Origin of the sequence: Pseudomonas sp. Root562 (assembly GCF_001427125.1) — a bacterium.
Lineage (GTDB): Bacteria > Pseudomonadota > Gammaproteobacteria > Pseudomonadales > Pseudomonadaceae > Aquipseudomonas.
This window is the reverse complement of the sequence record NZ_LMGK01000004.1, coordinates 115,447-136,584: the sequence shown is the minus strand read 5'-3', so window position 1 is coordinate 136,584 and position 21,138 is coordinate 115,447. Positions and strand designations below refer to the sequence as shown.

General features: G+C 60.4%; 22 protein-coding genes. All 22 read left to right on the top strand.

The window, feature by feature from the left end:
• The first annotated feature begins 1 nt into the window (after window position 1).
• The 22 genes from ASD60_RS05510 to ASD60_RS05405 all read left to right on the top strand — a co-directional run bounded on the left by ASD60_RS05510 (window position 2) and on the right by ASD60_RS05405 (window position 21,129).
• Complete coding sequence (locus ASD60_RS05510; RefSeq protein ID WP_056853017.1) at window positions 2–352, top strand: Hpt domain-containing protein; 351 nt, start codon at window positions 2–4, stop codon at window positions 350–352.
• A 101-nt stretch (window positions 353–453) separates the two neighbouring features.
• Window positions 454–1,821 (top strand): flagellar hook-length control protein FliK, encoded by a 1,368-nt coding sequence (locus tag ASD60_RS05505; protein ID WP_056853016.1) that lies wholly within the window; start codon window positions 454–456, stop codon window positions 1,819–1,821.
• 234 nt (window positions 1,822–2,055) lie between these two features.
• Entirely contained in the window at window positions 2,056–2,556 is a 501-nt protein-coding gene (gene fliL / locus ASD60_RS05500; RefSeq protein ID WP_056853015.1) for a flagellar basal body-associated protein FliL, read from the top strand.
• Between the two features lie 9 nt (window positions 2,557–2,565).
• Window positions 2,566–3,534, top strand: coding sequence for a flagellar motor switch protein FliM (fliM, locus tag ASD60_RS05495; RefSeq protein ID WP_056853014.1), 969 nt, complete (start codon window positions 2,566–2,568; stop codon window positions 3,532–3,534).
• A 67-nt stretch (window positions 3,535–3,601) separates the two neighbouring features.
• Window positions 3,602–4,060, top strand: coding sequence for a flagellar motor switch protein FliN (gene fliN, locus ASD60_RS05490; RefSeq protein WP_056853168.1), 459 nt, complete (start codon window positions 3,602–3,604; stop codon window positions 4,058–4,060).
• Window positions 4,061–4,507, top strand: coding sequence for a flagellar biosynthetic protein FliO (gene fliO, locus ASD60_RS05485; protein ID WP_056853013.1), 447 nt, complete (start codon window positions 4,061–4,063; stop codon window positions 4,505–4,507).
• Window positions 4,507–5,265, top strand: a complete 759-nt coding sequence (fliP, locus tag ASD60_RS05480; RefSeq protein WP_056853012.1) for a flagellar type III secretion system pore protein FliP — start codon at window positions 4,507–4,509, stop codon at window positions 5,263–5,265. Before fliO ends, fliP begins: the two co-directional genes overlap by 1 nt.
• Window positions 5,262–5,531 (top strand): flagellar biosynthesis protein FliQ, encoded by a 270-nt coding sequence (fliQ, locus tag ASD60_RS05475; RefSeq protein WP_020796969.1) that lies wholly within the window; start codon window positions 5,262–5,264, stop codon window positions 5,529–5,531. The genes fliP and fliQ overlap by 4 nt, the downstream gene beginning before the upstream one ends.
• 3 nt (window positions 5,532–5,534) lie before the next feature.
• Window positions 5,535–6,320 (top strand): flagellar biosynthetic protein FliR, encoded by a 786-nt coding sequence (gene fliR / locus ASD60_RS05470; protein ID WP_056853011.1) that lies wholly within the window; start codon window positions 5,535–5,537, stop codon window positions 6,318–6,320.
• Between the two features lie 3 nt (window positions 6,321–6,323).
• Window positions 6,324–7,463: a flagellar biosynthesis protein FlhB gene (flhB, locus tag ASD60_RS05465; RefSeq protein WP_056853010.1), complete on the top strand. Its 1,140-nt coding sequence runs from the start codon at window positions 6,324–6,326 to the stop codon at window positions 7,461–7,463.
• A 230-nt stretch (window positions 7,464–7,693) separates the two neighbouring features.
• Complete coding sequence (flhA, locus tag ASD60_RS05460) at window positions 7,694–9,823, top strand: flagellar biosynthesis protein FlhA (RefSeq protein ID WP_056853009.1); 2,130 nt, start codon at window positions 7,694–7,696, stop codon at window positions 9,821–9,823.
• An 11-nt stretch (window positions 9,824–9,834) separates the two neighbouring features.
• Window positions 9,835–11,160 (top strand): flagellar biosynthesis protein FlhF, encoded by a 1,326-nt coding sequence (gene flhF, locus ASD60_RS05455; RefSeq protein ID WP_056853008.1) that lies wholly within the window; start codon window positions 9,835–9,837, stop codon window positions 11,158–11,160.
• A gap of 116 nt (window positions 11,161–11,276) precedes the next feature.
• Window positions 11,277–12,107 (top strand): flagellar synthesis regulator FleN, encoded by an 831-nt coding sequence (gene fleN / locus ASD60_RS05450; RefSeq protein WP_008001746.1) that lies wholly within the window; start codon window positions 11,277–11,279, stop codon window positions 12,105–12,107.
• Entirely contained in the window at window positions 12,104–12,844 is a 741-nt protein-coding gene (gene fliA / locus ASD60_RS05445; RefSeq protein ID WP_007894214.1) for an RNA polymerase sigma factor FliA, read from the top strand. The genes fleN and fliA overlap by 4 nt, the downstream gene beginning before the upstream one ends.
• A gap of 166 nt (window positions 12,845–13,010) precedes the next feature.
• The gene (locus tag ASD60_RS05440) at window positions 13,011–13,382 is read left to right on the top strand and encodes a chemotaxis response regulator CheY (protein ID WP_003183998.1); all 372 of its coding nucleotides are present in this window, start codon (window positions 13,011–13,013) and stop codon (window positions 13,380–13,382) included.
• Window positions 13,383–13,401: 19 nt separating this feature from the next.
• Window positions 13,402–14,190, top strand: coding sequence for a protein phosphatase CheZ (locus ASD60_RS05435; RefSeq protein ID WP_056853007.1), 789 nt, complete (start codon window positions 13,402–13,404; stop codon window positions 14,188–14,190).
• A 55-nt stretch (window positions 14,191–14,245) separates the two neighbouring features.
• Entirely contained in the window at window positions 14,246–16,519 is a 2,274-nt protein-coding gene (locus ASD60_RS05430; protein WP_056853006.1) for a chemotaxis protein CheA, read from the top strand.
• A 49-nt stretch (window positions 16,520–16,568) separates the two neighbouring features.
• A complete protein-coding gene (locus tag ASD60_RS05425; RefSeq protein WP_056853005.1) occupies window positions 16,569–17,696 on the top strand; it encodes a protein-glutamate methylesterase/protein-glutamine glutaminase in 1,128 nt (375 codons plus the stop codon).
• On the top strand, window positions 17,696–18,436 hold the full coding sequence (locus tag ASD60_RS05420; RefSeq protein WP_056853004.1) for a flagellar motor protein: 741 nt from the start codon (window positions 17,696–17,698) through the stop codon (window positions 18,434–18,436). The genes ASD60_RS05425 and ASD60_RS05420 overlap by 1 nt, the downstream gene beginning before the upstream one ends.
• Window positions 18,437–18,448: 12 nt before the next feature.
• Entirely contained in the window at window positions 18,449–19,339 is an 891-nt protein-coding gene (gene motD, locus ASD60_RS05415) for a flagellar motor protein MotD (protein ID WP_056853003.1), read from the top strand.
• A 43-nt stretch (window positions 19,340–19,382) separates the two neighbouring features.
• Window positions 19,383–20,171, top strand: coding sequence for a ParA family protein (locus ASD60_RS05410; RefSeq protein ID WP_056853002.1), 789 nt, complete (start codon window positions 19,383–19,385; stop codon window positions 20,169–20,171).
• A gap of 1 nt (window position 20,172) precedes the next feature.
• A complete protein-coding gene (locus ASD60_RS05405) occupies window positions 20,173–21,129 on the top strand; it encodes a CheW domain-containing protein (RefSeq protein ID WP_056853001.1) in 957 nt (318 codons plus the stop codon).
• The last annotated feature ends 9 nt before the right edge of the window (window positions 21,130–21,138 follow it).

Here is a 21,138-nt window from a genome sequence, read left to right as displayed (position 1 = left end):
AGTGGCTGACACACATCTTGACCCGGACGCGCTGAGCGCGTTGCGGGAAGTCATGGAGGATGGGTTTTCGACGTTGGTCGATACCTTCCTCGCTGACTGCGAAGTACGCCTGCAATTGTTGCGACAGGCAGATACGGCCACGCAAGTGATCGAGGCTGCCCACAGCTTCAAAGGCAGCAGCAGCAACATGGGCGCGGTGCGGCTCGCCGAGTTGTGTGGTCAGCTTGAGCGGATGGCCAGTGCGTTCCCGACTGCCGAAATTGGCCAATTGATCACCGACATCGATGGCGAGTTCGCCATCGTTCGTCCTCTCTATGAATTTGAACGACAGCGTTCCCCGGCGGCGAGCTGAGTCGTTTGGCGCCTTTCGTCGTCTGCTGGCGAAACTGGCGCGACCCTTGCAGTTAACTCTTCCAACTGTACCTACGATCCCAGTGCAGCGGAGACCGTTAAATGCCCGTTACACCCAATAATCTTCTTCAGGCCGTCGCGCCGGCCAAGGCTCAAGCGGCGTCCGCCAATTCCACGGCATTGACCGCTGAGCCCGGGGACAAGGCTGCAAGCTTCGCTCAGGTGTATGCCAAGCAAGCCCAGAACAAACCTGCCGCAACAGCTGATAGCCCGGTCAAACCGGTGCGTGAAAAGGCTGTGGACAGCGCTGGCAAGAAAGACGTCGTTGACGACAAACCTGCCGCCGCGCAACCGGAGGTTGCCGATAGCGGCAAAACCTTGCCCGCCGATAATCCGGCGCAGACCGAAGGCCAGGCTGCCAGCGACGATGCTACCGATACCGCGCAAACGCCGGTCGCCGAAACCGCACCTGTTGATCCGACGCTTGATCCTGCCTTGCTGCTGGTGGTTCAACCCGCCGTGGTCGCGCCTGCACCGGTGACGACGCCGGTCGTGGATACCGCTCAATTGCCGGTTGAGGCTGCGCTTGGCGCGCCAGTTGCTGCTCCTGTGACAGCCGCGTCGGCGGCTGTTGTCACGGATGCCGAATTCGATCCCGAGGCTGATCCTCTCGATGCATTGCCGGCCTTGCGCATGGCGATGGAGCAAAGCGGCCACGTTTCCGCGTCGAGTCAGGCGCAGCCGAAAGCGGCTTCGACTACCGCCCAGGCCCAGGCCGATGGCGAACAGACCGCTGCGCAAAATTTTGCTGCCGGGATGGCCGGTATGCTCGAGGTGCAGGCCGACAAGGACAGCACCAGCCAAGGTGGCGATAAGGCCTTCAGTGGCTTGATCGATGACGGTCTCAAGGACTTGAAATCGGCCAGCAGCGATACCCGAGTCGACGATTTCGCCAACCGTCTGGCGGCGTTGACCCAGGCTGCCACGCCGAAAACCGCCAACGCCTTGCCGGTCAATCAACCGATTGCCATGCATCAGAACGGCTGGACCGAAGAGGTGGTGAACCGGGTCATGTACCTGTCCAGCGCCAATCTCAAGGCAGCGGACATTCAGTTGCAACCGGCAGAATTGGGGCGTCTCGACATTCGGGTCAACATGGTTCCGGATCAGCAGACCCAGGTTACCTTCTTGAGCGCGCACCCGAGTGTTCGCGAAGCGCTCGACGGGCAGATGCATCGCCTGCGTGACATGTTTGCCCAGCAGGGCATGGGCCAGGTTGACGTCAACGTCTCCGACCAGAACCGAGGCTCCCAGGATCAGGGGCAGAATCAGCAGGCGCAGAGTGGCAGGACCAATACCACTGGTGGTCGTCTTGATTCGATGGATGACGACGTGGCGCCAGCCGTTGCTGAAGTCGCTGCTCCGGTGACCAGTGTTATCGGCTCCAGCGCAGTCGACTATTACGCCTGATCCCGGCAGACCTATGACCCTGTGGGAGCGGGCTTGCCCGCGAAGGCGTCGGCACCGTCAGCATCAATGTTGAATGTTCCGGCCTCTTCGCGGGCAAGCCCGCTCCCACAGGGGGCGCAGTGTTCTTCAAAACGCGCACATCCCCACCCATCCCTCTCCCGACACTTCTGGCATAACACTTGCTCTTGCCTTGCCGTGCGACTGTGAAAACCCGAATAGTGACGGATTATTGGCATGGCGAAGAGCGACGCAGCAGTAAAAGACCCCGCAACCAAAGGCAAACTCAAGCTGATTATTGTGATCGTGCTGGCCCTGCTGCTGGCGGTCGGTTTGTCCGTGGGGGCGACCTGGTACTTCATGCACAGCGCCCAGAGCAAGCCTGCCGCCGTGGTCGAAACCGCGCCGCTGGGCAAGCAGCCGGCGATATTCGAGCCGATGGCGCCAGCGTTTGTGGCCAATTACAACCAGAACGGCCGTCAGCGCTACATGCAGGTGAGCATCACCATGCTTGGCCGCAACCAGGCCGATCTGGAAGCGCTCAAAGTGCACATGCCGGTGATCCGCAACAACCTGGTCATGCTGTTTTCCGGGCAGGATTTCGCCACGCTCGCGTCGCCGGTCGGTCAGGAAATGCTGCGCCAGAAAGCCACGGCCAGCGTCCAGGAAGTGGCGCAGAAAGAGCTCGGCAAAGTGGTTGTCGAACAGTTGCTTTTCACTAATTTCGTACTGCAGTAGGAACACGACATGGCCGTGCAGGACCTGCTGTCCCAGGATGAGATCGACGCGCTGTTGCATGGCGTGGACGATGGTCTGGTACAGACCGATAACGCCGCCGAACCCGGCACCGTCAAAAGCTACGACCTGACCAGCCAGGATCGCATCGTCCGTGGACGCATGCCGACCCTGGAAATGATCAACGAACGATTCGCCCGCTACACGCGCATCAGCATGTTCAACATGCTGCGCCGTTCGGCAGACGTGGCGGTCGGTGGCGTGCAGGTGATGAAGTTCGGCGAATACGTGCACTCGCTGTACGTGCCGACCAGTCTCAACCTGGTCAAGATCAAGCCGTTGCGCGGCACCGCGCTGTTCATCCTCGACGCCAAACTGGTGTTCAAGCTGGTGGACAACTTCTTTGGCGGCGACGGTCGTCACGCCAAGATCGAAGGGCGTGAATTCACCCCGACCGAACTGCGCGTGGTGCGCATGGTGCTGGAGCAGGCCTTCATCGATTTGAAGGAAGCCTGGCAGGCGATCATGGAAGTCAACTTCGAGTACATCAACTCGGAAGTGAACCCGGCCATGGCCAACATCGTCGGCCCGAGCGAAGCGATTGTCGTGTCGACCTTCCACATCGAACTCGATGGCGGTGGCGGCGACCTGCACGTGACCATGCCGTATTCGATGATCGAGCCGGTGCGCGAAATGCTCGACGCCGGCTTCCAGTCGGATCTCGACGATCAGGACGAACGCTGGGTCAATGCCCTGCGTCAGGACGTGCTGGATGTCGACGTACCGATCGGCGCCACGGTTGCTCGCCGCCAGTTGAAGCTGCGCGACATCCTGCACATGCAGCCGGGGGACATCATTCCGGTGGAGATGCCGGAAGACATGATCATGCGCGCCAACGGCGTGCCGGCCTTCAAGGTCAAGATGGGCTCGCACAAAGGCAACCTTGCGTTGCAAGTGATCGAGCCGATCGAGCGTCGTTGATCGACGCCTGACACATTCGCTTTTAACTGACGGCCTCCCCTCAAAGGTGGCCCGCCGAGGACAAATGATGGCTGATGATATGAATACTCAGGACGACCAGGCACTGGCTGATGAATGGGCTGCGGCCCTGGAAGAAACCGGTGATGCCGGGCAGGCGGATATCGACGCGCTGCTGGCGGCCGATGCATCCGGATCCTCCAACAATCGCCTGCCCATGGAAGAGTTCGGCAGTGTGCCGAGAAACAACGATCCGGTGAGCCTGGAAGGGCCGAACCTGGACGTGATCCTTGATATCCCGGTGTCGATTTCCATGGAAGTGGGCAGCACCGACATCAACATTCGCAACCTGCTGCAACTTAACCAGGGTTCGGTGATCGAGCTCGATCGCCTGGCCGGTGAGCCGCTTGACGTACTGGTCAACGGCACGCTGATCGCTCATGGCGAAGTGGTCGTGGTCAACGAGAAGTTCGGCATCCGCCTGACCGACGTGATCAGCCCAAGCGAACGCATCAAGAAGCTGCGCTGAGTGAAAAGGCTTCTCGGGGTTCTTCTGGCGTTGCCGTTGAGCGTGCTGGCGGCAGAGCCTGTTGCGACCGCCACCGCTGCAGCGGCGCCTGTAGCGAGCAGCGGTGTGGCCGGGCAATTGACGCAACTGGTGTTCGGCCTGCTGCTGGTGCTGGGGTTGATCTTCTTCCTCGCCTGGCTGTTGCGTCGGGTTCAGCAAGCGGGGCCTGCCGGCAAGGGCCAGGTGATCGAGCTGATCGGTTCCCGCGCCCTTGGCCCACGTGACCGGCTGATGCTGGTGCAGGTCGGCAACGAGCAGATTCTGCTCGGCCTGAGCCCCGGCAGCATTACCGCATTGCACGTGCTCAAGGAACCGGTGCAGGTGCCGAGCACGACTGAGAAAACGACGCCGGAATTTGCCCAGCGCCTGCTGGATATCCTGGGCAAAGATCAGAAGGATAAGAAGTAATGGGTGCGCTGCGCATCGTCTTGACGCTGGCCCTGATGCTGGCCGCACCTTTGGCGTTCGCCGCCGATCCGCTGTCGATCCCGGCGATCACCTTGGGCACCAACGCCGAAGGCGCTCAGGAGTACTCGGTCAGCCTGCAGATCCTGCTGATCATGACTGCGCTGAGTTTCATCCCGGCGTTCGTCATGCTGATGACCAGTTTCACCCGGATCATCATCGTCTTCTCGATCCTGCGCCAGGCCCTTGGCTTGCAGCAGACACCGTCGAACCAGATTCTCACTGGCATGGCGCTGTTCCTGACGCTGTTCATCATGGCACCGGTGTTCGACCGGGTGAACCAGGACGCCTTGCAGCCGTATCTCGCGGAAAAGATGAGCGCTCAGGATGCGGTGGCCAAGGCCCAGGTGCCGATCAAGGACTTCATGTTGGCCCAGACCCGAACCAGTGACCTGGAGCTGTTCATGCGTTTGTCCAAGCGCACGGACATAGCCTCGCCGGATCAGGCGCCGCTGACCATTCTGGTACCGGCCTTCGTGACGTCGGAGCTTAAAACCGCGTTCCAGATCGGCTTCATGATTTTCATCCCGTTCCTGATCATCGACCTCGTCGTGGCCAGTGTGTTGATGGCCATGGGTATGATGATGCTGTCGCCGCTGATCATTTCCTTGCCGTTCAAGATCATGCTGTTCGTTCTGGTCGATGGCTGGGCGCTGATCATCGGCACCTTGGCCAGCAGCTTCGGCGGTGTTTCGCCATGACGCCCGAAGTTGCGGTCGACATCTTCCGTGAGGCGTTGTGGCTGACCACGTTGATGGTCGCGGTGCTGGTGATCCCGAGTCTGCTGGTGGGCCTTGTCGTGGCAATGTTCCAGGCGGCTACCCAGATCAACGAACAAACCTTGAGCTTCCTGCCGCGCCTGCTGGTGATGCTGGTGACGCTGATCGTCGCCGGCCCATGGCTGGTGCAGACGTTCATGGAGTACATCCTGCAGTTGTACGGCAGCATTCCGCAGGTCATTGGCTAAGCCATGTCGTCGCTACTGCAACTGACGGACACCCAGATCAGCACCTGGGTGGCGACGTTCATGTTGCCGTTGTTTCGTGTCGGCGCCTTGCTGATGGTCATGCCGGTATTCGGTACGTCTCTGGTTCCCAAACGCATCCGCCTGTATTTCGCCCTCGCCATCACCGTGGTCATTGCCCCCAACCTGCCGCCGATGCCACCGGTCAATGCGCTGGACTTGAGCGGGTTGCTGCTGATTGCCGAACAGATCCTCATAGGCGCGGTACTGGGATTTTCGCTGCAGTTGTTTTTCCAGGCGTTTGTGATTGCCGGGCAAATCGTCTCCATTCAAATGGGCATGGGTTTCGCTTCGATGGTCGACCCCACCAACGGTGTCTCAGTCGCCGTCATCGGGCAGTTCTTCACCATGCTGGTGACCCTTATTTTCCTGTCGATGAATGGCCATCTGGTGGTGTTCGAAGTCCTCACCGAGAGCTTCACCACGTTGCCGGTGGGCAGTGGCCTGACGGTCAATCATTACTGGGAGCTGGCTGGCAAGCTCGGCTGGGTGCTGGGTGCGGCGCTGTTGCTGGTGCTGCCGGCGATCACTGCGCTGCTGGTGGTCAACATTGCCTTCGGCGTGATGACCCGAGCGGCACCGCAACTGAACATTTTCTCCATCGGCTTCCCGCTGACCCTGGTGCTCGGGCTGTTTATCGTCTGGGTCGGGTTGGCGGACATCATCAATCAGTATCAACCGCTGGCCACCGAGGCCCTGCAGTTTTTACGCGAACTGGCACAGGCGCGCTGAGTCATGGCTGAGAGCGAAAGCGGTCAGGACAAAACAGAAGACCCCACGGAGAAAAAGAAAAAGGACGCCCGGGAGAAGGGCGAGATTGCCCGTTCCAAGGAACTTAACACCCTGGCGATCATGCTTGCCGGTGCGGGCGCATTGCTGATATTCGGTGGTGCGTTGGCCGAGGAAATGATGGATCTGATGCGCCTGAACTTTTCCCTGTCGCGGGAGGTGGTGCTGGATCAGCGCTCGATGGGCACCTACCTGCTGCACTCGGGGCAGATCGCCTTGCTGGCGATTCAGCCAGTGATGATCACTTTGCTGCTGGCTGCTTTGATCGGCCCGATTTCCCTGGGCGGCTGGCTGTTTTCCGCGGGCACCATGGCGCCCAAGTTCAGCCGCATGAACCCTGGCGCGGGCCTCAAGCGCATGTTCTCGGCCAAGGCCATTGCCGAATTGCTCAAAGCCCTGGCGAAGTTTTTCATCGTGCTGTTCGTGGCGCTGGTGGTGTTGTCGGCGGACATCGACGACTTGTTGCGCATCGCTCATGAACCGTTGGACCGGGCGATCATCCACAGCTTGCAAGTGGTCGGCTGGAGTACGTTGTGGATGGCGTGCGGCTTGATCATCATCGCCGCCGTGGACGTGCCGATCCAGCTCTGGGAAAGCATCAAGAAGCTGAAAATGACCAAGCAGGAAGTGCGCGACGAGCACAAGGACCAGGAAGGTCGGCCCGAGGTGAAACAGCGCATTCGCCAGCTCCAGCGCGAAATGTCTCAGCGGCGAATGATGGCGGCGATCCCTGACGCCGATGTGGTCATCACCAACCCGACCCACTACGCCGTCGCCCTCAAGTACGACCCGGACAAGAGCGGCGCGCCGATGCTGATCGCCAAGGGCAGCGACTTCCTGGCCCTGAAAATTAGAGAGATCGCGGCGGCCAACGAGATTCTGTTGCTGGAATCGCCGGCGCTGGCGCGATCGATTTATTACTCCACCGAACTGGAGCAGGAAATTCCTGGCGGCCTCTACCTCGCCGTCGCCCAGGTTCTGGCCTACGTCTATCAGATCCGCCAGTACCGCGCAGGCAAGGGCAAGCGCCCGGATCCGCTCAAGGATGATTTGCCGATTCCACCGGATTTGCGCCGCGATTCCTGATGTGTGCCGGCAGTTCCGGCCTCTTCGCGGGCAAGCCTCGCTCCTACAAAATATCGATCCACCCGTAGGAGCGAGGCTTGCCCGCGAAAGCGCCCGTTCATGCGATACAAATCCCCCCCGGTAAAACCCTGTATTTCAACCCCCCGCTAAAGTTGGAAGGCTTCTTGCAATAGCCGCCCCGAGCCTGCTTCAGGCGTCAAAAGTTTGCTTCAAAGGAACGGGGAATACCGGTGGATCGCTCTCAGTTAATCAACAGTGCCCGCACGAACATGGCAGACCTCAGTCGAGGCAATCTGGGCGTGCCGCTGTTGCTGCTGGTCATGTTGGCAATGATGATGTTGCCGATTCCGCCGTTTCTGCTGGACGTGTTCTTCACCTTCAACATTGCCTTGTCCATCGTCGTGCTGCTGGTTTGCGTCTACGCCCTGCGGCCGTTGGATTTTGCCGTGTTCCCGACCATTCTGCTGGTGGCGACGCTGTTGCGGCTGGCGTTGAACGTGGCGTCGACGCGGGTGGTGATGCTCCACGGTCAGGACGGCCACGCTGCCGCCGGTAAGGTGATCCAGGCCTTCGGTGAGGTGGTGATCGGCGGTAACTACGTGGTCGGTATCGTGGTTTTCGCGATCTTGATGATCATCAACTTCGTCGTGGTAACCAAGGGTGCCGGGCGGATTTCCGAGGTGAGTGCGCGATTCACCCTCGATGCCATGCCCGGTAAACAGATGGCCATCGACGCCGACCTCAACGCCGGCCTGATCGATCAGAACCAGGCCAAGGCCCGCCGTTCGGAAGTGGCACAGGAAGCCGAGTTCTATGGCTCCATGGACGGTGCCAGCAAATTCGTGCGCGGTGACGCCATTGCCGGTTTGCTGATTCTGTTCATCAACCTGATCGGTGGCATGGCGGTCGGTATCTTCCAGCACAACATGACCTTCGCCGATGCCGGCAAGGTTTACGCACTGCTGACCATCGGTGACGGTTTGGTGGCGCAATTGCCATCACTGTTGTTGTCCACCGCTGCCGCGATCATGGTGACCCGTGCTTCCGGTTCGGAAGACATGGGTAAACAGATCAATCGTCAGATGTTCGCATCGCCCAAGGCGCTGGCCGTATCGGCAGGCTTGATGGCGGTGATGGGGCTGGTGCCCGGCATGCCGCACTTTTCCTTCCTGACCATGGCTGCCCTGGCGGCGGGTGGTGCCTACCTGTTCTGGCGCAAGCAGAACCAGGTCAAGGTCCAGGCGTTGCAGGAGGTCAAGCGACAGCAGGAATTGCTGCCATCGCCGGCCCGCGCCCAAGAGACCAAGGAGCTTGGCTGGGATGACGTGACGCCGATCGACATGATCGGCCTGGAAGTCGGCTACCGCCTGATTCCATTGGTGGACCGCAATCAGGGTGGTCAATTGCTGGCGCGGATCAAGGGCGTGCGCAAGAAGCTGTCCCAGGACCTGGGCTTCCTGATGCCGACCGTGCACATCCGCGACAACCTCGACCTGGCACCAAGTGCCTACCGCCTGACCTTGATGGGGGTGATCCTGGCCGAGGCCGAGATTTACCCGGATCGCGAACTGGCGATCAACCCGGGGCAGGTATACGGCACGCTCAACGGCATTACCGCCAAAGATCCGGCTTTCGGTCTGGAAGCGGTCTGGATCGAAATCAGTCAGCGTGCCCAGGCACAATCCCTTGGCTATACAGTGGTCGATGCCAGTACAGTAGTGGCCACTCACTTGAACCAGATTCTGTACAAGCATTCCAGTGAGCTGATCGGGCACGAGGAAGTGCAGCAACTGATGCAGTTGCTGGCGAAAAACTCGCCGAAACTGGCCGAAGAATTGGTGCCGGGTGTGTTGTCGCTGTCGCAACTGCTCAAGGTTCTGCAAGCGCTGCTGGCAGAGCAGGTGCCGGTGCGTGACATTCGAAGCATTGCCGAAGCCATCGCCAACAATGCTTCCAAGAGTCAAGATACCGCCGCCCTGGTGGCTGCGGTGCGTGTCGGCGTTAGCCGCGCAATCGTGCAAAGCATTGTAGGCACTGACTCCGAGCTGCCAGTGATCACGCTGGAGCCAAGGTTGGAACAAATATTGCTCAATAGTCTGCAGAAGGCAGGACAAGGCTCGGAAGAGGGCGTTCTGCTGGAGCCAAGCATGGCTGAAAAGCTGCAACGCTCGCTGATCGATGCGGCGCAGCGCCAGGAGATGCAAGGTCAACCGGTGATTCTGCTGGTGGCCGGTCCGGTTCGCGCGATGCTCTCGCGATTTGGCCGGCTGGCAGTCCCGGGTTTGCACGTGTTGGCTTATCAGGAAATCCCTGACAACAAGCAAGTGACCATCGTTGCGACAGTAGGGCCCAACGGCTGAGGTAGTGGTTTATGCAAGTTAAGCGTTTTTTCGCCGCCGATATGCGTCAGGCCATGAAACTGGTTCGTGATGAGCTGGGCGCTGAAGCGGCCATCATTGGCAACCGCCGCATCGCCGGTGGTGTCGAGCTCACGGCTGCCCTGGATTACAAACTGTCGGCACTGGCGCCACGCGTGCCGAACATGGAACTCGAAGACGAGCTGCGCAAGACACAGTCGCGCATCGTCACCGCCCAGGCCGAGCTGAGCCTGCGCAGCGACGGCGAAAGCGACAATGCCACCAATCGCCAGCTGTTCGCCGGGTTGCCGCTCACCGCTGCCGAGCCGCTGATCGAGCCGACTTACTCCGAGCCTCGGCGTCCTGCGCCAGCGCCTGCTGCGGCGCCCGCGGTGGACTCCCGGGTATTTGACTCGATGCGTTTTGAGCTCAACAGCCTGCGCGAACTGATGGAAGTGCAGCTGGGCTCCCTGGCATGGAATCAGCTGCAAGGCAGCAGCCCGGGCCAGGCCAACCTCTGGCGCCGTCTGCAACGTATCGGTTTGTCCGGGCCGTTGTCCCGCGACTTGCTGGCACTGATCACCGATATTCAAGAACCCCGCCAAGCCTGGCGCATGTTGCTGGCGCATCTGGCGCGGATGATTGCCACGCCGGAAATCGAGCCGCTGGAAGAGGGCGGTGTGATTGCCATGGTCGGCCCTGCCGGCATGGGCAAGACCACCACCCTGGCCAAGCTGGCTGCCCGTTATGTGCTCAAGTACGGCGCGCAGAACATCGCGCTGGTGAGCATGGACAGCTACCGTATCGGTGCCCAGGAACAGCTCAAGACCCTCGGCCGGATTCTCAATGTGTCGGTGACCCACGTCGATCCGGGGCAATCGCTGGTGCAGGCGCTGGAACCTTTGCTGCGCAAGCGTGTGGTGCTGATCGATACCGCCGGCCTTCAAGCCAGCGATCCTGCATTGCGCATGCAGCTCGAAAGCCTGGCCGGTCGTGGCATCAAATCGAAAAATTATCTGGTTCTGGCAACCACCAGCCAGAAACAGGTTCTAACCGCCGCTTATCACAGTTACAAGCGTTGCGGGCTCGCTGGCTGCATCCTGACTAAACTGGATGAAACGGCCAGTCTGGGCGAGGTGTTGAGCCTGGCCATCAGCCATGAGTTGCCGGTAGCCTACCTGACTGATGGCCCGCGGATTCCGGATGATTTGCATCTGCCGCGCCGTCATCAACTGGTCAGCCGTGCCGTGAGCGTGCAAATGCAGGAAGAACCCAGCGAAGAAGCCATGGCTGACATGTTCGCTGATATCTACCACAGCCCCACCAAGCAGGTAGGCTGAGGTAACAATGAATAGTTTTTGTACCTACATCGATGGTCTGCCATGCATTGTTCCGATTGTGAACGCGCAGCCAGTAATGTGGCCTCCGTCTATGCAAGACAAGGTAAAGAAATAACATGGGCAGCATGCATCCCGTACAGGTGATCGCGGTGACCGGCGGCAAAGGTGGCGTCGGGAAAACTAACGTGTCAGTGAACTTGTCCCTGGCTTTGGCTGAACTTGGCCGGCGCGTCATGTTGCTGGACGCCGACCTGGGGCTGGCGAACGTCGACGTTCTGCTGGGGCTGACACCCAAACGGACCCTGGCCGACGTGATCGAAGGTCGCTGCGAGCTGCGCGATGTCCTGTTGCAGGGCCCTGGCGGCATCCGCATCGTTCCCGCCGCGTCCGGCACCCAGAGCATGGTTCACTTGAGCCCGGCACAGCACGCCGGCCTGATCCAGGCCTTCAGCGATATCGGCGACAACCTCGACGTACTGGTGATCGACACCGCTGCGGGGATTGGTGACTCGGTAGTCAGTTTTGTCCGTGCCGCCCAGGAAGTGTTGCTGGTGGTCTGCGACGAGCCGACCTCCATTACCGACGCCTACGCCCTGATCAAACTGCTCAACCGTGACTACGGCATGAACCGTTTCCGCGTGCTGGCCAACATGGCCCAGAGCCCGCAGGAAGGGCGCAATCTGTTCGCCAAGTTGACCAAGGTCACGGATCGTTTCCTCGACGTCGCCCTGCAATACGTCGGCGCCGTGCCTTATGACGAAAGCGTGCGCAAGGCCGTGCAAAAACAGCGTGCCGTCTACGAAGCATTCCCGCGCTCCAAGTGCTCGCTGGCGTTCAAGGCAATCGCGCAGAAGGTCGACACCTGGCCGTTGCCCGCCAACCCGCGTGGGCATCTGGAGTTCTTCGTCGAACGCCTCGTGCAACAAACGGCAGGACCCGTGCTATGACAGCCAGCGGCTACAACCTCTACAAGAAATCGGCACGCGATGCGCAGTACGAGCTGATCGAGCGTTACGCGCCGCTGGTCAAACGCATTGCCTATCACTTGCTGGCGCGTCTGCCGGCCAGTGTCCAGGTCGAAGACTTGATTCAGGCCGGGATGATCGGCCTGCTGGAAGTCTCGACCAAATACGACGCCAGCAAAGGCGCGAGTTTCGAGACGTACGCGGGCATCCGCATCCGCGGCGCCATGCTCGATGAAGTGCGCAAGGGTGACTGGGCGCCACGCTCGGTCCACCGCAATACCCGCATGGTCAGCGACGCCATCCGCTCGATTGAAGCGAAAACCGGCCGTGACGCTAAAGATCACGAAGTTGCGGCCGAACTCCAATTGAGTCTCGACGATTATTACGGGATTTTGAACGACACCTTGGGCAGCCGGTTATTCAGTTTCGACGATCTGTTGCAGGACGGCGAACACGAAGGGCTGCACGAGGATGGCGCGAGTGCTCATCTCGAGCCGTCACGCGATCTGGAGGATGAACGCTTCCAGGCAGCGCTGGCGGACGCGATTGCCAATTTGCCGGAGCGCGAGCGACTGGTGTTGGCGCTGTACTACGACGAAGAGTTGAATCTCAAGGAAATCGGTGAGGTCCTGGGGGTCAGCGAATCTCGGGTCAGCCAGTTACATAGCCAGTGCGCGGCCCGTTTAAGGGGGCGTTTGGGAGAGTGGCGAGCGCGCTGAAGGCAGTGTGGGGGCACTGCGACGTGGCTGGTGGGGTGATGAACCGCGCCGGTCTCGCTTCGTTGTACTCCAGACAGTCATCGAGTGCTTTGCCAGATTGATTGAAATGGCGCGTCCAGGTGCTGGGCGCGTTTTAGTCTGCTTGGAGGTCGAATTGGACAAGAACATGAAAATCCTCATCGTTGATGACTTCTCAACGATGCGGCGGATCATAAAAAACCTGTTGCGTGACCTTGGGTTCACCAACACGGTCGAGGCCGACGATGGCACTACCGCCATTCCGGTCCTCAACAGCGGGAGCATCGACTTTCTGGTGACCGACTGGAACATGCCTGGCATGACCGGTATCGATCTGCTGCGCCACGTGCGTGCCGATGAAAAGCTCAAGCACCTGCCGGTGTTGATGGTGACCGCTGAAGCCAAGCGCGAGCAGATCATCGAAGCGGCCCAGGCCGGTGTAAACGGCTATGTGGTCAAACCCTTCACGGCCCAGGCGTTGAAAGAAAAAATCGAGAAGATTTTCGAACGCATCGGTTGAACTGCGCCACGGGGGAGCTATGGGGCATAACGAATCTTCGCTGGGCGATTTTGAATCGACCCTGAAAAAACACGCCGTCGAACTGGTCGCGAGCCTTGAAAAGGGCAGGTTTGGCGATGCTGTGCAATTGATCCATGAGCTCAACCAGACCCGTGACCGCGGCCTGTATCAGGAAGTGGGCAAGCTCACGCGGGAGCTGCATAGCGCGATCGTCAATTTTCAGATTGACCCGCACATGCCGCAAGCCGAAGAGGTGTCACAGATCACCGACGCCACCGAGCGTCTGGGTTATGTGGTCAAGCTGACCGAGGCCGCAGCCAACCGCACCATGGACCTGGTGGAAAACGCCACGCCGCTGGTCAACAGCCTGGCTGACGAAGCCCAGGCCTTGAGCACGGATTGGGGGCGGTTCATGCGTCGCGAAGTCGGGGCTGAAGAGTTCCGCGAACTGGCCCGGCGAGTCGACGGGTTCCTGACGCGCAGCAGCACAGACAATCGTGCCGTGTCGGGCAACCTCAACGATATTCTGCTGGCCCAGGATTATCAGGACCTCACAGGTCAAGTCATCAAGCGTGTGACCCAACTGGTCACCGAAGTCGAGAGCAACCTGCTCAAGCTCGTGCTCATGGCCAGTCAGGTTGACCGTTTTGCGGGCATCGAGCATGACCGTGAAGCAATGCTTGCAGAAAAAGATCCACAAAAACATCTCTCTCAGGGTGAAGGTCCGCAGATTCATGCCGATAAAAGAGAAGACGTTGTGTCCGGTCAGGACGATGTGGACGATTTGTTATCCAGCCTTGGATTCTAGAGTTTCAGGAATTTCAGGTTTTTTGGGTTTTTAGACCTGTAGGAGCACACCATTAATGAGCTTCGGCGCCGATGAAGAGATCCTTCAGGATTTCCTGGTTGAGGCCGGCGAGATTCTAGAGCAACTGTCCGAACAGCTGGTCGAGCTGGAAAGCCGACCGGATGATGCGGATCTGCTCAATGCAATTTTTCGCGGTTTTCACACTGTAAAAGGGGGCGCCGGCTTCCTCCAGCTCAACGAGCTGGTGGAGTGCTGCCACATCGCCGAGAACGTGTTCGACATCCTGCGCAAGGGCGAACGTCGCGTTGACTCGGAATTGATGGACGTGGTTCTCGAAGCACTGGACGCGGTGAACAGCATGTTCAGCGAAGTCCGCGAGCGTGGCCCGATCACGGCTGCCACGCCAGAATTACTCGCGGCACTGGCCCGTCTGGCCGAGCCGCAATCGGCTGACGAGGCAGCGCCAGCACCCGTCGCCGAAGTGGTTGAAGAACCTGCCGCTCAAAGCGAGTCAGGCGACATCACCGACAATGAATTCGAACAACTGCTGGACTCGCTGAACGCCGTCAAGGCCCAGGCCGAGGCGCCGGCGGCTGCTCCAGCGCCCGCCGCCGATACCGCGGCCAGCGACGAAATCACCGACGCCGAGTTCGAGTCGTTGCTCGACCAGTTGCACGGTAAAGGCCAGTTTGCCGTTGATGCGGTGGCACCGGCGGCCCCTGCCGCGCCGCAGGCTCCGAAAGCCGCGGGCGACAGTTCTGACATCACCGACGACGAATTCGAAGCACTGCTCGACCAACTGCACGGCAAGGGCAACTTTGCCGTGGATGCGCTGGAATCGGCCATCGCTTCGGTGCCGACGCCTGCTGCGCCAACCGCTGCGGCGGCCGGCAGTGACTTGATTACCGATCACGAATTCGAATCGCTGCTCGACGAATTGCACGGCAAGGGCAAGTTCACTGAAGTGGGCGCCACGGCTGGCACGGCAACCGACGCGAGCGCCTCGGTTGCGGCGCCTGTCGCCAAGGCTGCGGCACCGAAGCCGGTGGCCAAGGCTCCTGAACCGAAGGCCGAAGCCGCGAAGCCGGCACCTGCCGCCGCTGCACCGGCTCCGGCCCGTGCCGCGGCCGCGCCGCCCGCGGAAAAGCCTGCCAGCGAAGCCGAGACCACCGTGCGGGTCGACACCGCGCGTCTCGACGAAATCATGAACATGGTTGGCGAGCTGGTGCTGGTGCGTAACCGCCTGGTCCGCCTGGGTGCCAACAGCGCCGACGAAGCCATGTCCAAAGCCGTGTCCAACCTCGACGTGGTCACGGCCGATCTGCAAACCGCGGTCATGAAGACCCGGATGCAACCGATCAAGAAAGTCTTCGGGCGCTTCCCGCGCCTGGTTCGCGACCTGGCGCGCCAGCTCAAGAAAGAGATCAACCTGGAGCTGGTCGGCGAAGAGACCGACCTCGACAAGAACCTCGTCGAGGCCTTGGCCGATCCGTTGGTCCACTTGGTGCGCAACGCGGTCGACCACGGCATCGAGTCGCCGGAAGAACGCGAAGCCTCGGGCAAGGCCCGTGGCGGCAAGGTCATTCTCGCCGCGGAACAGGAAGGCGATCACATCCTGTTGTCGATCTCCGATGACGGCAAGGGCATGGACCCGAACGTGTTGCGTTCGATCGCGGTAAAACGCGGTGTGATGGACAAGGACGCGGCCGATCGACTGAGCGATACCGAGTGCTACAACCTGATTTTCGCCCCGGGTTTCTCGACCAAGACCGAGATCTCCGACGTGTCGGGTCGTGGCGTGGGCATGGACGTGGTGAAAACCAAGATTTCCCAGCTCAACGGTTCGATCAATATTTTCTCGGCCAAGGGCCAGGGTTCGAAGATCGTCATCAAGGTGCCGTTGACCCTGGCGATCATGCCGACGCTGATGGTCATGCTCGGCAACCAGGCGTTCGCCTTTCCGCTGGTGAACGTCAACGAGATCTTCCACCTCGACCTGTCGACCACCAACGTGGTGGACGGCCAGGAAGTGGTGATCGTGCGGGACAAGGCGCTGCCGTTGTTCTACCTCAAGCGCTGGCTGGTCAGCTCCGCCGCTCACGAAGAGCAGCGCGAAGGCCATGTGGTGATCCTTTCGGTGGGCACCCAGCGGATCGGCTTCGTCGTCGATCAACTGGTGGGCCAGGAAGAAGTGGTCATCAAGCCATTGGGCAAAATGCTCCAGGGAACTCCGGGCATGTCGGGCGCCACCATCACCGGTGACGGTCGCATTGCGCTGATCCTCGATGTCCCGAGCATGCTCAAGCGTTACGCCGCACGGCGTATTTGATTCTGGTGGAGCGGGGCGACTGAGCCTCTCTCCGCCTAACGGAGTGTTTATGGCAGTCAAAGTCCTGGTGGTGGATGATTCGGGGTTTTTCCGCCGCCGCGTCTCGGAAATTCTTTCAGCGGATTCGAATATCCAGGTCGTCGGTACCGCGACCAACGGAAAAGAGGCGATCGATCAGGCGCTGGCTCTCAAGCCGGACGTGATCACCATGGACTACGAGATGCCAATGATGGACGGCATCACGGCGGTGCGGCACATCATGCAGCGCTGCCCGACCCCGGTCTTGATGTTTTCCTCGCTGACCCACGAAGGCGCCCGGGTTACCCTCGATGCGCTGGACGCCGGCGCGGTGGATTTCCTGCCGAAGAATTTCGAAGACATCTCGCGCAACCCCGAGAAGGTCAAGCAACTGCTGTGCGAAAAGATTCTGAGCATTTCGCGCAGCAACCGTCGTGTCAGCGCCTACAGTGCACCGGCTCCGGTGGCCGCACCTGCTCCGACGTCTACGCCTTCCACAAGCAGTTACGGCAGCAGCGCAGCTGTGCGTCCGGCACCGGCTCCGATTCCGGTGCGTACCCATGCGCCCACGCAGTCATCACCGGCGCCAAAACGCAAAGCCTACAAACTGGTGGCCATCGGTACGTCTACCGGCGGCCCGGTTGCCTTGCAGCGGGTGCTGACCCAATTGCCGGCCAACTTCCCGGCGCCGATCGTGCTGATCCAGCACATGCCCGCTGCGTTCACCAAGGCGTTCGCCGAGCGTCTGGACAAACTCTGCCGCATCAGCGTCAAGGAAGCCGAGGACGGCGATATCCTGCGTCCTGGCCTGGCCCTGCTCGCACCGGGCGGCAAGCAAATGATGATCGACGGCCGTGGGGCGGTGAAAATCCTCCCGGGCGACGAGCGGTTGAATTACAAACCGTGCGTCGATATCACCTTCGGTTCGGCGGCCAAGTCCTACGGTGACAAAGTTCTGGCGGTGGTGTTGACCGGCATGGGCGCCGATGGTCGCGAGGGCGCGCGCCTGCTCAAACAGGGCGGCAGTTCGATCTGGGCGCAGGATGAAGCCAGCTGCGTGATCTACGGCATGCCGATGGCCATCGTCAAAGCCGAACTCGCTGACGCGGTGTACAGCCTGGACGACATTGGCCGGCACATCGTCGAGGCGTGTATCTGATGGATGTTCTCAGCCTTATCGGCATCATCATGGCGTTCGTCGCCATCATCGGCGGCAACTACCTCGAAGGCGGCCATCTCGGTGCGCTGGCCAACGGGCCCGCAGCCTTGATCGTACTCGGCGGGACCATTGGTGCGGCATTGCTGCAATCGCCAATGAGCGCCTTCAAGCGTGCGATGCAGATTCTCGCGTGGATTCTGTTTCCGCCGCGTGTCGACCTGGCAGGCGGCGTAGATCGTGTCGTCAACTGGAGCCTGACCGCACGCAAGGAAGGCTTGCTCGGTCTGGAAGGGGTGGCCGACGCCGAACCCGACAACTACTCGCGCAAAGGCCTGCAATTGCTGGTGGATGGCGCCGAACCGGAAGCGATCCGCAGCATTCTGGAAGTGGATTTCTACACTCAGGAAAGCCGCGACATCGAAGCGGCCAAAGTCTTCGAAAGCATGGGCGGTTATGCGCCGACCATCGGCATCATCGGTGCAGTAATGGGCCTGATCCATGTGATGGGCAACCTTGCTGACCCGTCGCAATTGGGCAGCGGCATCGCCGTAGCGTTCGTGGCCACCATTTATGGCGTAGCCAGCGCCAACCTGGTGCTGTTGCCGATTGCCGCCAAACTCAAATCCATCGCGTTGCGCCAATCGCGTTATCGCGAAATGTTGTTGGAAGGGATTCTGTCGATCGCCGAAGGTGAAAACCCACGCTCCATTGAGTTGAAGCTGCAAGGCTTCATGGATTAAGGGACTAACCTAATGGCTCGTCGTCGGCATCAGGAAGAACACGTTAACCACGAGCGCTGGCTCGTGTCCTACGCGGATTTCATCACGCTGCTGTTCGCTTTTTTCGTGGTGATGTATTCGATCTCGTCGATCAACGAAGGCAAGTACAAGATCATCTCCGAGGCGCTGATCGGTGTTTTCACCGACAGCGACCGCGCGCTCAAGCCGATTCCGATCGGTGAGGAGCGACCAAAGACCGTGACCCCGGCCAAGCCGTTGGTCAAAGACAGCGAGCAAGTCGACGCCGGCGTCGCCGGTAGCAGCGATCCGCTGAAGAGCATCGCCGACGACATCAGTGCGGCGTTCGGTGATCTGATCCAGTCCAACCAGATGACCGTGCGTGGCAACGAGTTGTGGGTCGAAATCGAACTGAACTCCAGCCTGTTGTTCGGCAGTGGCGACGCCATGCCCAGTGACATTGCCTTCAACATCATCGATAAGGTCGCGGCGATCCTGAAACCCTTCGACAACCCGATTCATGTCGAAGGCTTCACCGACGATCAGCCGATTCGTACCGCGCAGTACCCGACCAACTGGGAACTGTCGTCGGCCCGCTCGGCCAGCATTGTGCGCATGCTGGCGATGCAGGGTGTGAATCCCGGTCGACTGGCATCGGTGGGCTATGGCGAATTCCAGCCGGTCGCCAACAACGCCACGGCAGAAGGCCGGGCACGTAATCGGCGGGTGGTGTTGGTGGTGTCGCGCAACCTCGATGTGCGCCGCAGCCTGACTGGCACTGGAACTGCCAATGCGCAACCGGATGCCGCGTTGAAGCGTGCTGGCACACAAACTGCACCGACCCCGGTCAAGTCGCCGGTACGAGAGAGCGCCGTCAATTCTCCGTCACCCGCATTAACACGTTGAGCTATTTCTCGGTCGATTCATTGGGCCGGGAGGAACAATCCGAATGAGAGTCTGGGCAGTCGCCAATCAAAAGGGTGGTGTCGGTAAAACCACTTCATCCATCGCTTTAGCCGGTTTGCTGGCCGAGGCGGGCAAGCGCGTGGTTGTGGTCGATCTCGACCCCCACGGCTCGATGACCAGCTATTTCGGTTACGACCCCGACAGCCTGGAACATAGCAACTACGACCTGTTCCTGCACAAGGGCAACGTGCCCCAGGGCTTGCCGGGGCAGCTGCTGCTGTCGACCAGCGACCCGCGCATTTCCCTGCTGCCTTCGAGCACCGCGCTGGCGACCCTCGAGCGTCAGTCGCCGGGGCAGAGTGGCCTGGGGTTGGTGATCGCCAAGAGCCTGGCGCAGTTGTGGCAAGACTTCGATTACGCAGTGATCGACAGCCCGCCGCTGCTCGGTGTGCTGATGGTCAATGCCTTGGCGGCGAGCCAGCAGCTGGTGATCCCGGTGCAGACCGAGCACCTGGCGGTCAAGGGCCTGGAGCGCATGGTCAACACGTTGGCGATGATCAACCGATCCCGTAAACAGGCGTTGCCGTTCACCATCGTGCCGACACTGTTCGACCGCCGCACCCAGGCCTCCCTGGGCACGCTGCGGGTCCTGCGCGATAAATTTCCAGAGGAAATCTGGCAAGGCTACATCCCGGTGGACACCCGCCTGCGCGATGCCAGCCGGGCGGGGCTGACGCCTTCGCAATTCGACGGCAAGAGTCGCGGCGTCCTGGCTTACCGCGCCTTGCTCAAGCATCTGCTGGCGGCACAACTTGTTCCGCAGGTGGCGTGAGATGAGTCTTGACCGGCCATTGAAACTCACGTCGCGTCCGCAATTGGCGCTGCAGTCGTATCTGGACAACCTTCTGCAAGAGGTGACCGAGGAACTGTTGGCTCCGCTTGACCCGCTGCCTGAGGTGGTCGAAGACGAAGCGGCACTCGATGAGTTCCAGGCCGCGGTGCTTGAAGAGCAGGCTCGTGACGCCCGGCAGGCTGGTTTTACTGCCGAGCCGGTCGCCAAAGCGGCCGTGCCGATGGAAGTGCCTGCACGTCCGGCAATTGCTGTGATCGAAGCACCCACGTCGATGCTGCCGTCGGTATCGACCATCGCGCCATTGCTGCAAACACTGGCGGCGCCCGTCGCCGAAGTACAGCAAGTGCCGGAACCGAAGGTTGCCGAGGTGCAGCCAACGCTGGTGGCGCCGGTGGTCGAAGTTCATCTGCCGCCCGCCAACACGCCGCCACCGCTGGAAACCGACGATCGTCCTTCCTGGGCTGCCGAGCCGTTCGAATGCCTGTTGTTCGATGTCGCCGGCTTGACCCTGGCGGTGCCGCTGGTGTGCCTGGGTTCGATTTATTCCCTGGCCGGTCATGAACTGACGCCGTTGTTCGGGCAGCCGGAGTGGTTCCTCGGGATCCTGCCGAGCCAGGCCGGCAATCTGAAAGTGTTGGATACCGCTCGCTGGGTCATGCCCGACCGTTATCGCGACGATTTCAAGCAGGGCCTGCAATACGTCATTTCGGTTCAGGGTTACGAATGGGGGCTGGCGGTGCATCAAGTCAGTCGTTCGTTGCGCCTGGACCCGAACGAAATCAAGTGGCGCAGTCACCGTGGCCAGCGGCCATGGCTGGCCGGCACGGTGATTGAACACATGTGTGCGTTGCTCGACGTTTCCGCGCTGGCCGAGTTGATCGCCAGCGGCGGCGCAAAGCATATGGGCGGCAGTAAACCGCCGCATAAAACTACATAACAGAACAAC

Bases quoted from the DNA above. Each gene is read 5' to 3' on its own strand.
- fliA (WP_007894214.1), top strand. From the start codon at position 12,104: ATGACAGCCAGCGGCTACAACCTCTACAAGAAATCGGCACGCGATGCG.
- motD (WP_056853003.1), top strand. From the start codon at position 18,449: ATGGCTCGTCGTCGGCATCAGGAAGAACACGTTAACCACGAGCGCTGG.
- ASD60_RS05440 (WP_003183998.1), top strand. From the start codon at position 13,011: ATGAAAATCCTCATCGTTGATGACTTCTCAACGATGCGGCGGATCATA.
- fliM (WP_056853014.1), top strand. From the start codon at position 2,566: ATGGCCGTGCAGGACCTGCTGTCCCAGGATGAGATCGACGCGCTGTTG.
- fleN (WP_008001746.1), top strand. From the start codon at position 11,277: ATGGGCAGCATGCATCCCGTACAGGTGATCGCGGTGACCGGCGGCAAA.
- ASD60_RS05430 (WP_056853006.1), top strand. From the start codon at position 14,246: ATGAGCTTCGGCGCCGATGAAGAGATCCTTCAGGATTTCCTGGTTGAG.
- ASD60_RS05435 (WP_056853007.1), top strand. From the start codon at position 13,402: ATGGGGCATAACGAATCTTCGCTGGGCGATTTTGAATCGACCCTGAAA.
- fliR (WP_056853011.1), top strand. From the start codon at position 5,535: ATGTCGTCGCTACTGCAACTGACGGACACCCAGATCAGCACCTGGGTG.
- ASD60_RS05410 (WP_056853002.1), top strand. From the start codon at position 19,383: ATGAGAGTCTGGGCAGTCGCCAATCAAAAGGGTGGTGTCGGTAAAACC.
- ASD60_RS05405 (WP_056853001.1), top strand. From the start codon at position 20,173: ATGAGTCTTGACCGGCCATTGAAACTCACGTCGCGTCCGCAATTGGCG.
- flhB (WP_056853010.1), top strand. From the start codon at position 6,324: ATGGCTGAGAGCGAAAGCGGTCAGGACAAAACAGAAGACCCCACGGAG.
- flhF (WP_056853008.1), top strand. From the start codon at position 9,835: ATGCAAGTTAAGCGTTTTTTCGCCGCCGATATGCGTCAGGCCATGAAA.
- fliL (WP_056853015.1), top strand. From the start codon at position 2,056: ATGGCGAAGAGCGACGCAGCAGTAAAAGACCCCGCAACCAAAGGCAAA.
- fliP (WP_056853012.1), top strand. From the start codon at position 4,507: ATGGGTGCGCTGCGCATCGTCTTGACGCTGGCCCTGATGCTGGCCGCA.
- fliQ (WP_020796969.1), top strand. From the start codon at position 5,262: ATGACGCCCGAAGTTGCGGTCGACATCTTCCGTGAGGCGTTGTGGCTG.
- ASD60_RS05420 (WP_056853004.1), top strand. From the start codon at position 17,696: ATGGATGTTCTCAGCCTTATCGGCATCATCATGGCGTTCGTCGCCATC.
- ASD60_RS05425 (WP_056853005.1), top strand. From the start codon at position 16,569: ATGGCAGTCAAAGTCCTGGTGGTGGATGATTCGGGGTTTTTCCGCCGC.
- ASD60_RS05505 (WP_056853016.1), top strand. From the start codon at position 454: ATGCCCGTTACACCCAATAATCTTCTTCAGGCCGTCGCGCCGGCCAAG.
- fliN (WP_056853168.1), top strand. From the start codon at position 3,602: ATGGCTGATGATATGAATACTCAGGACGACCAGGCACTGGCTGATGAA.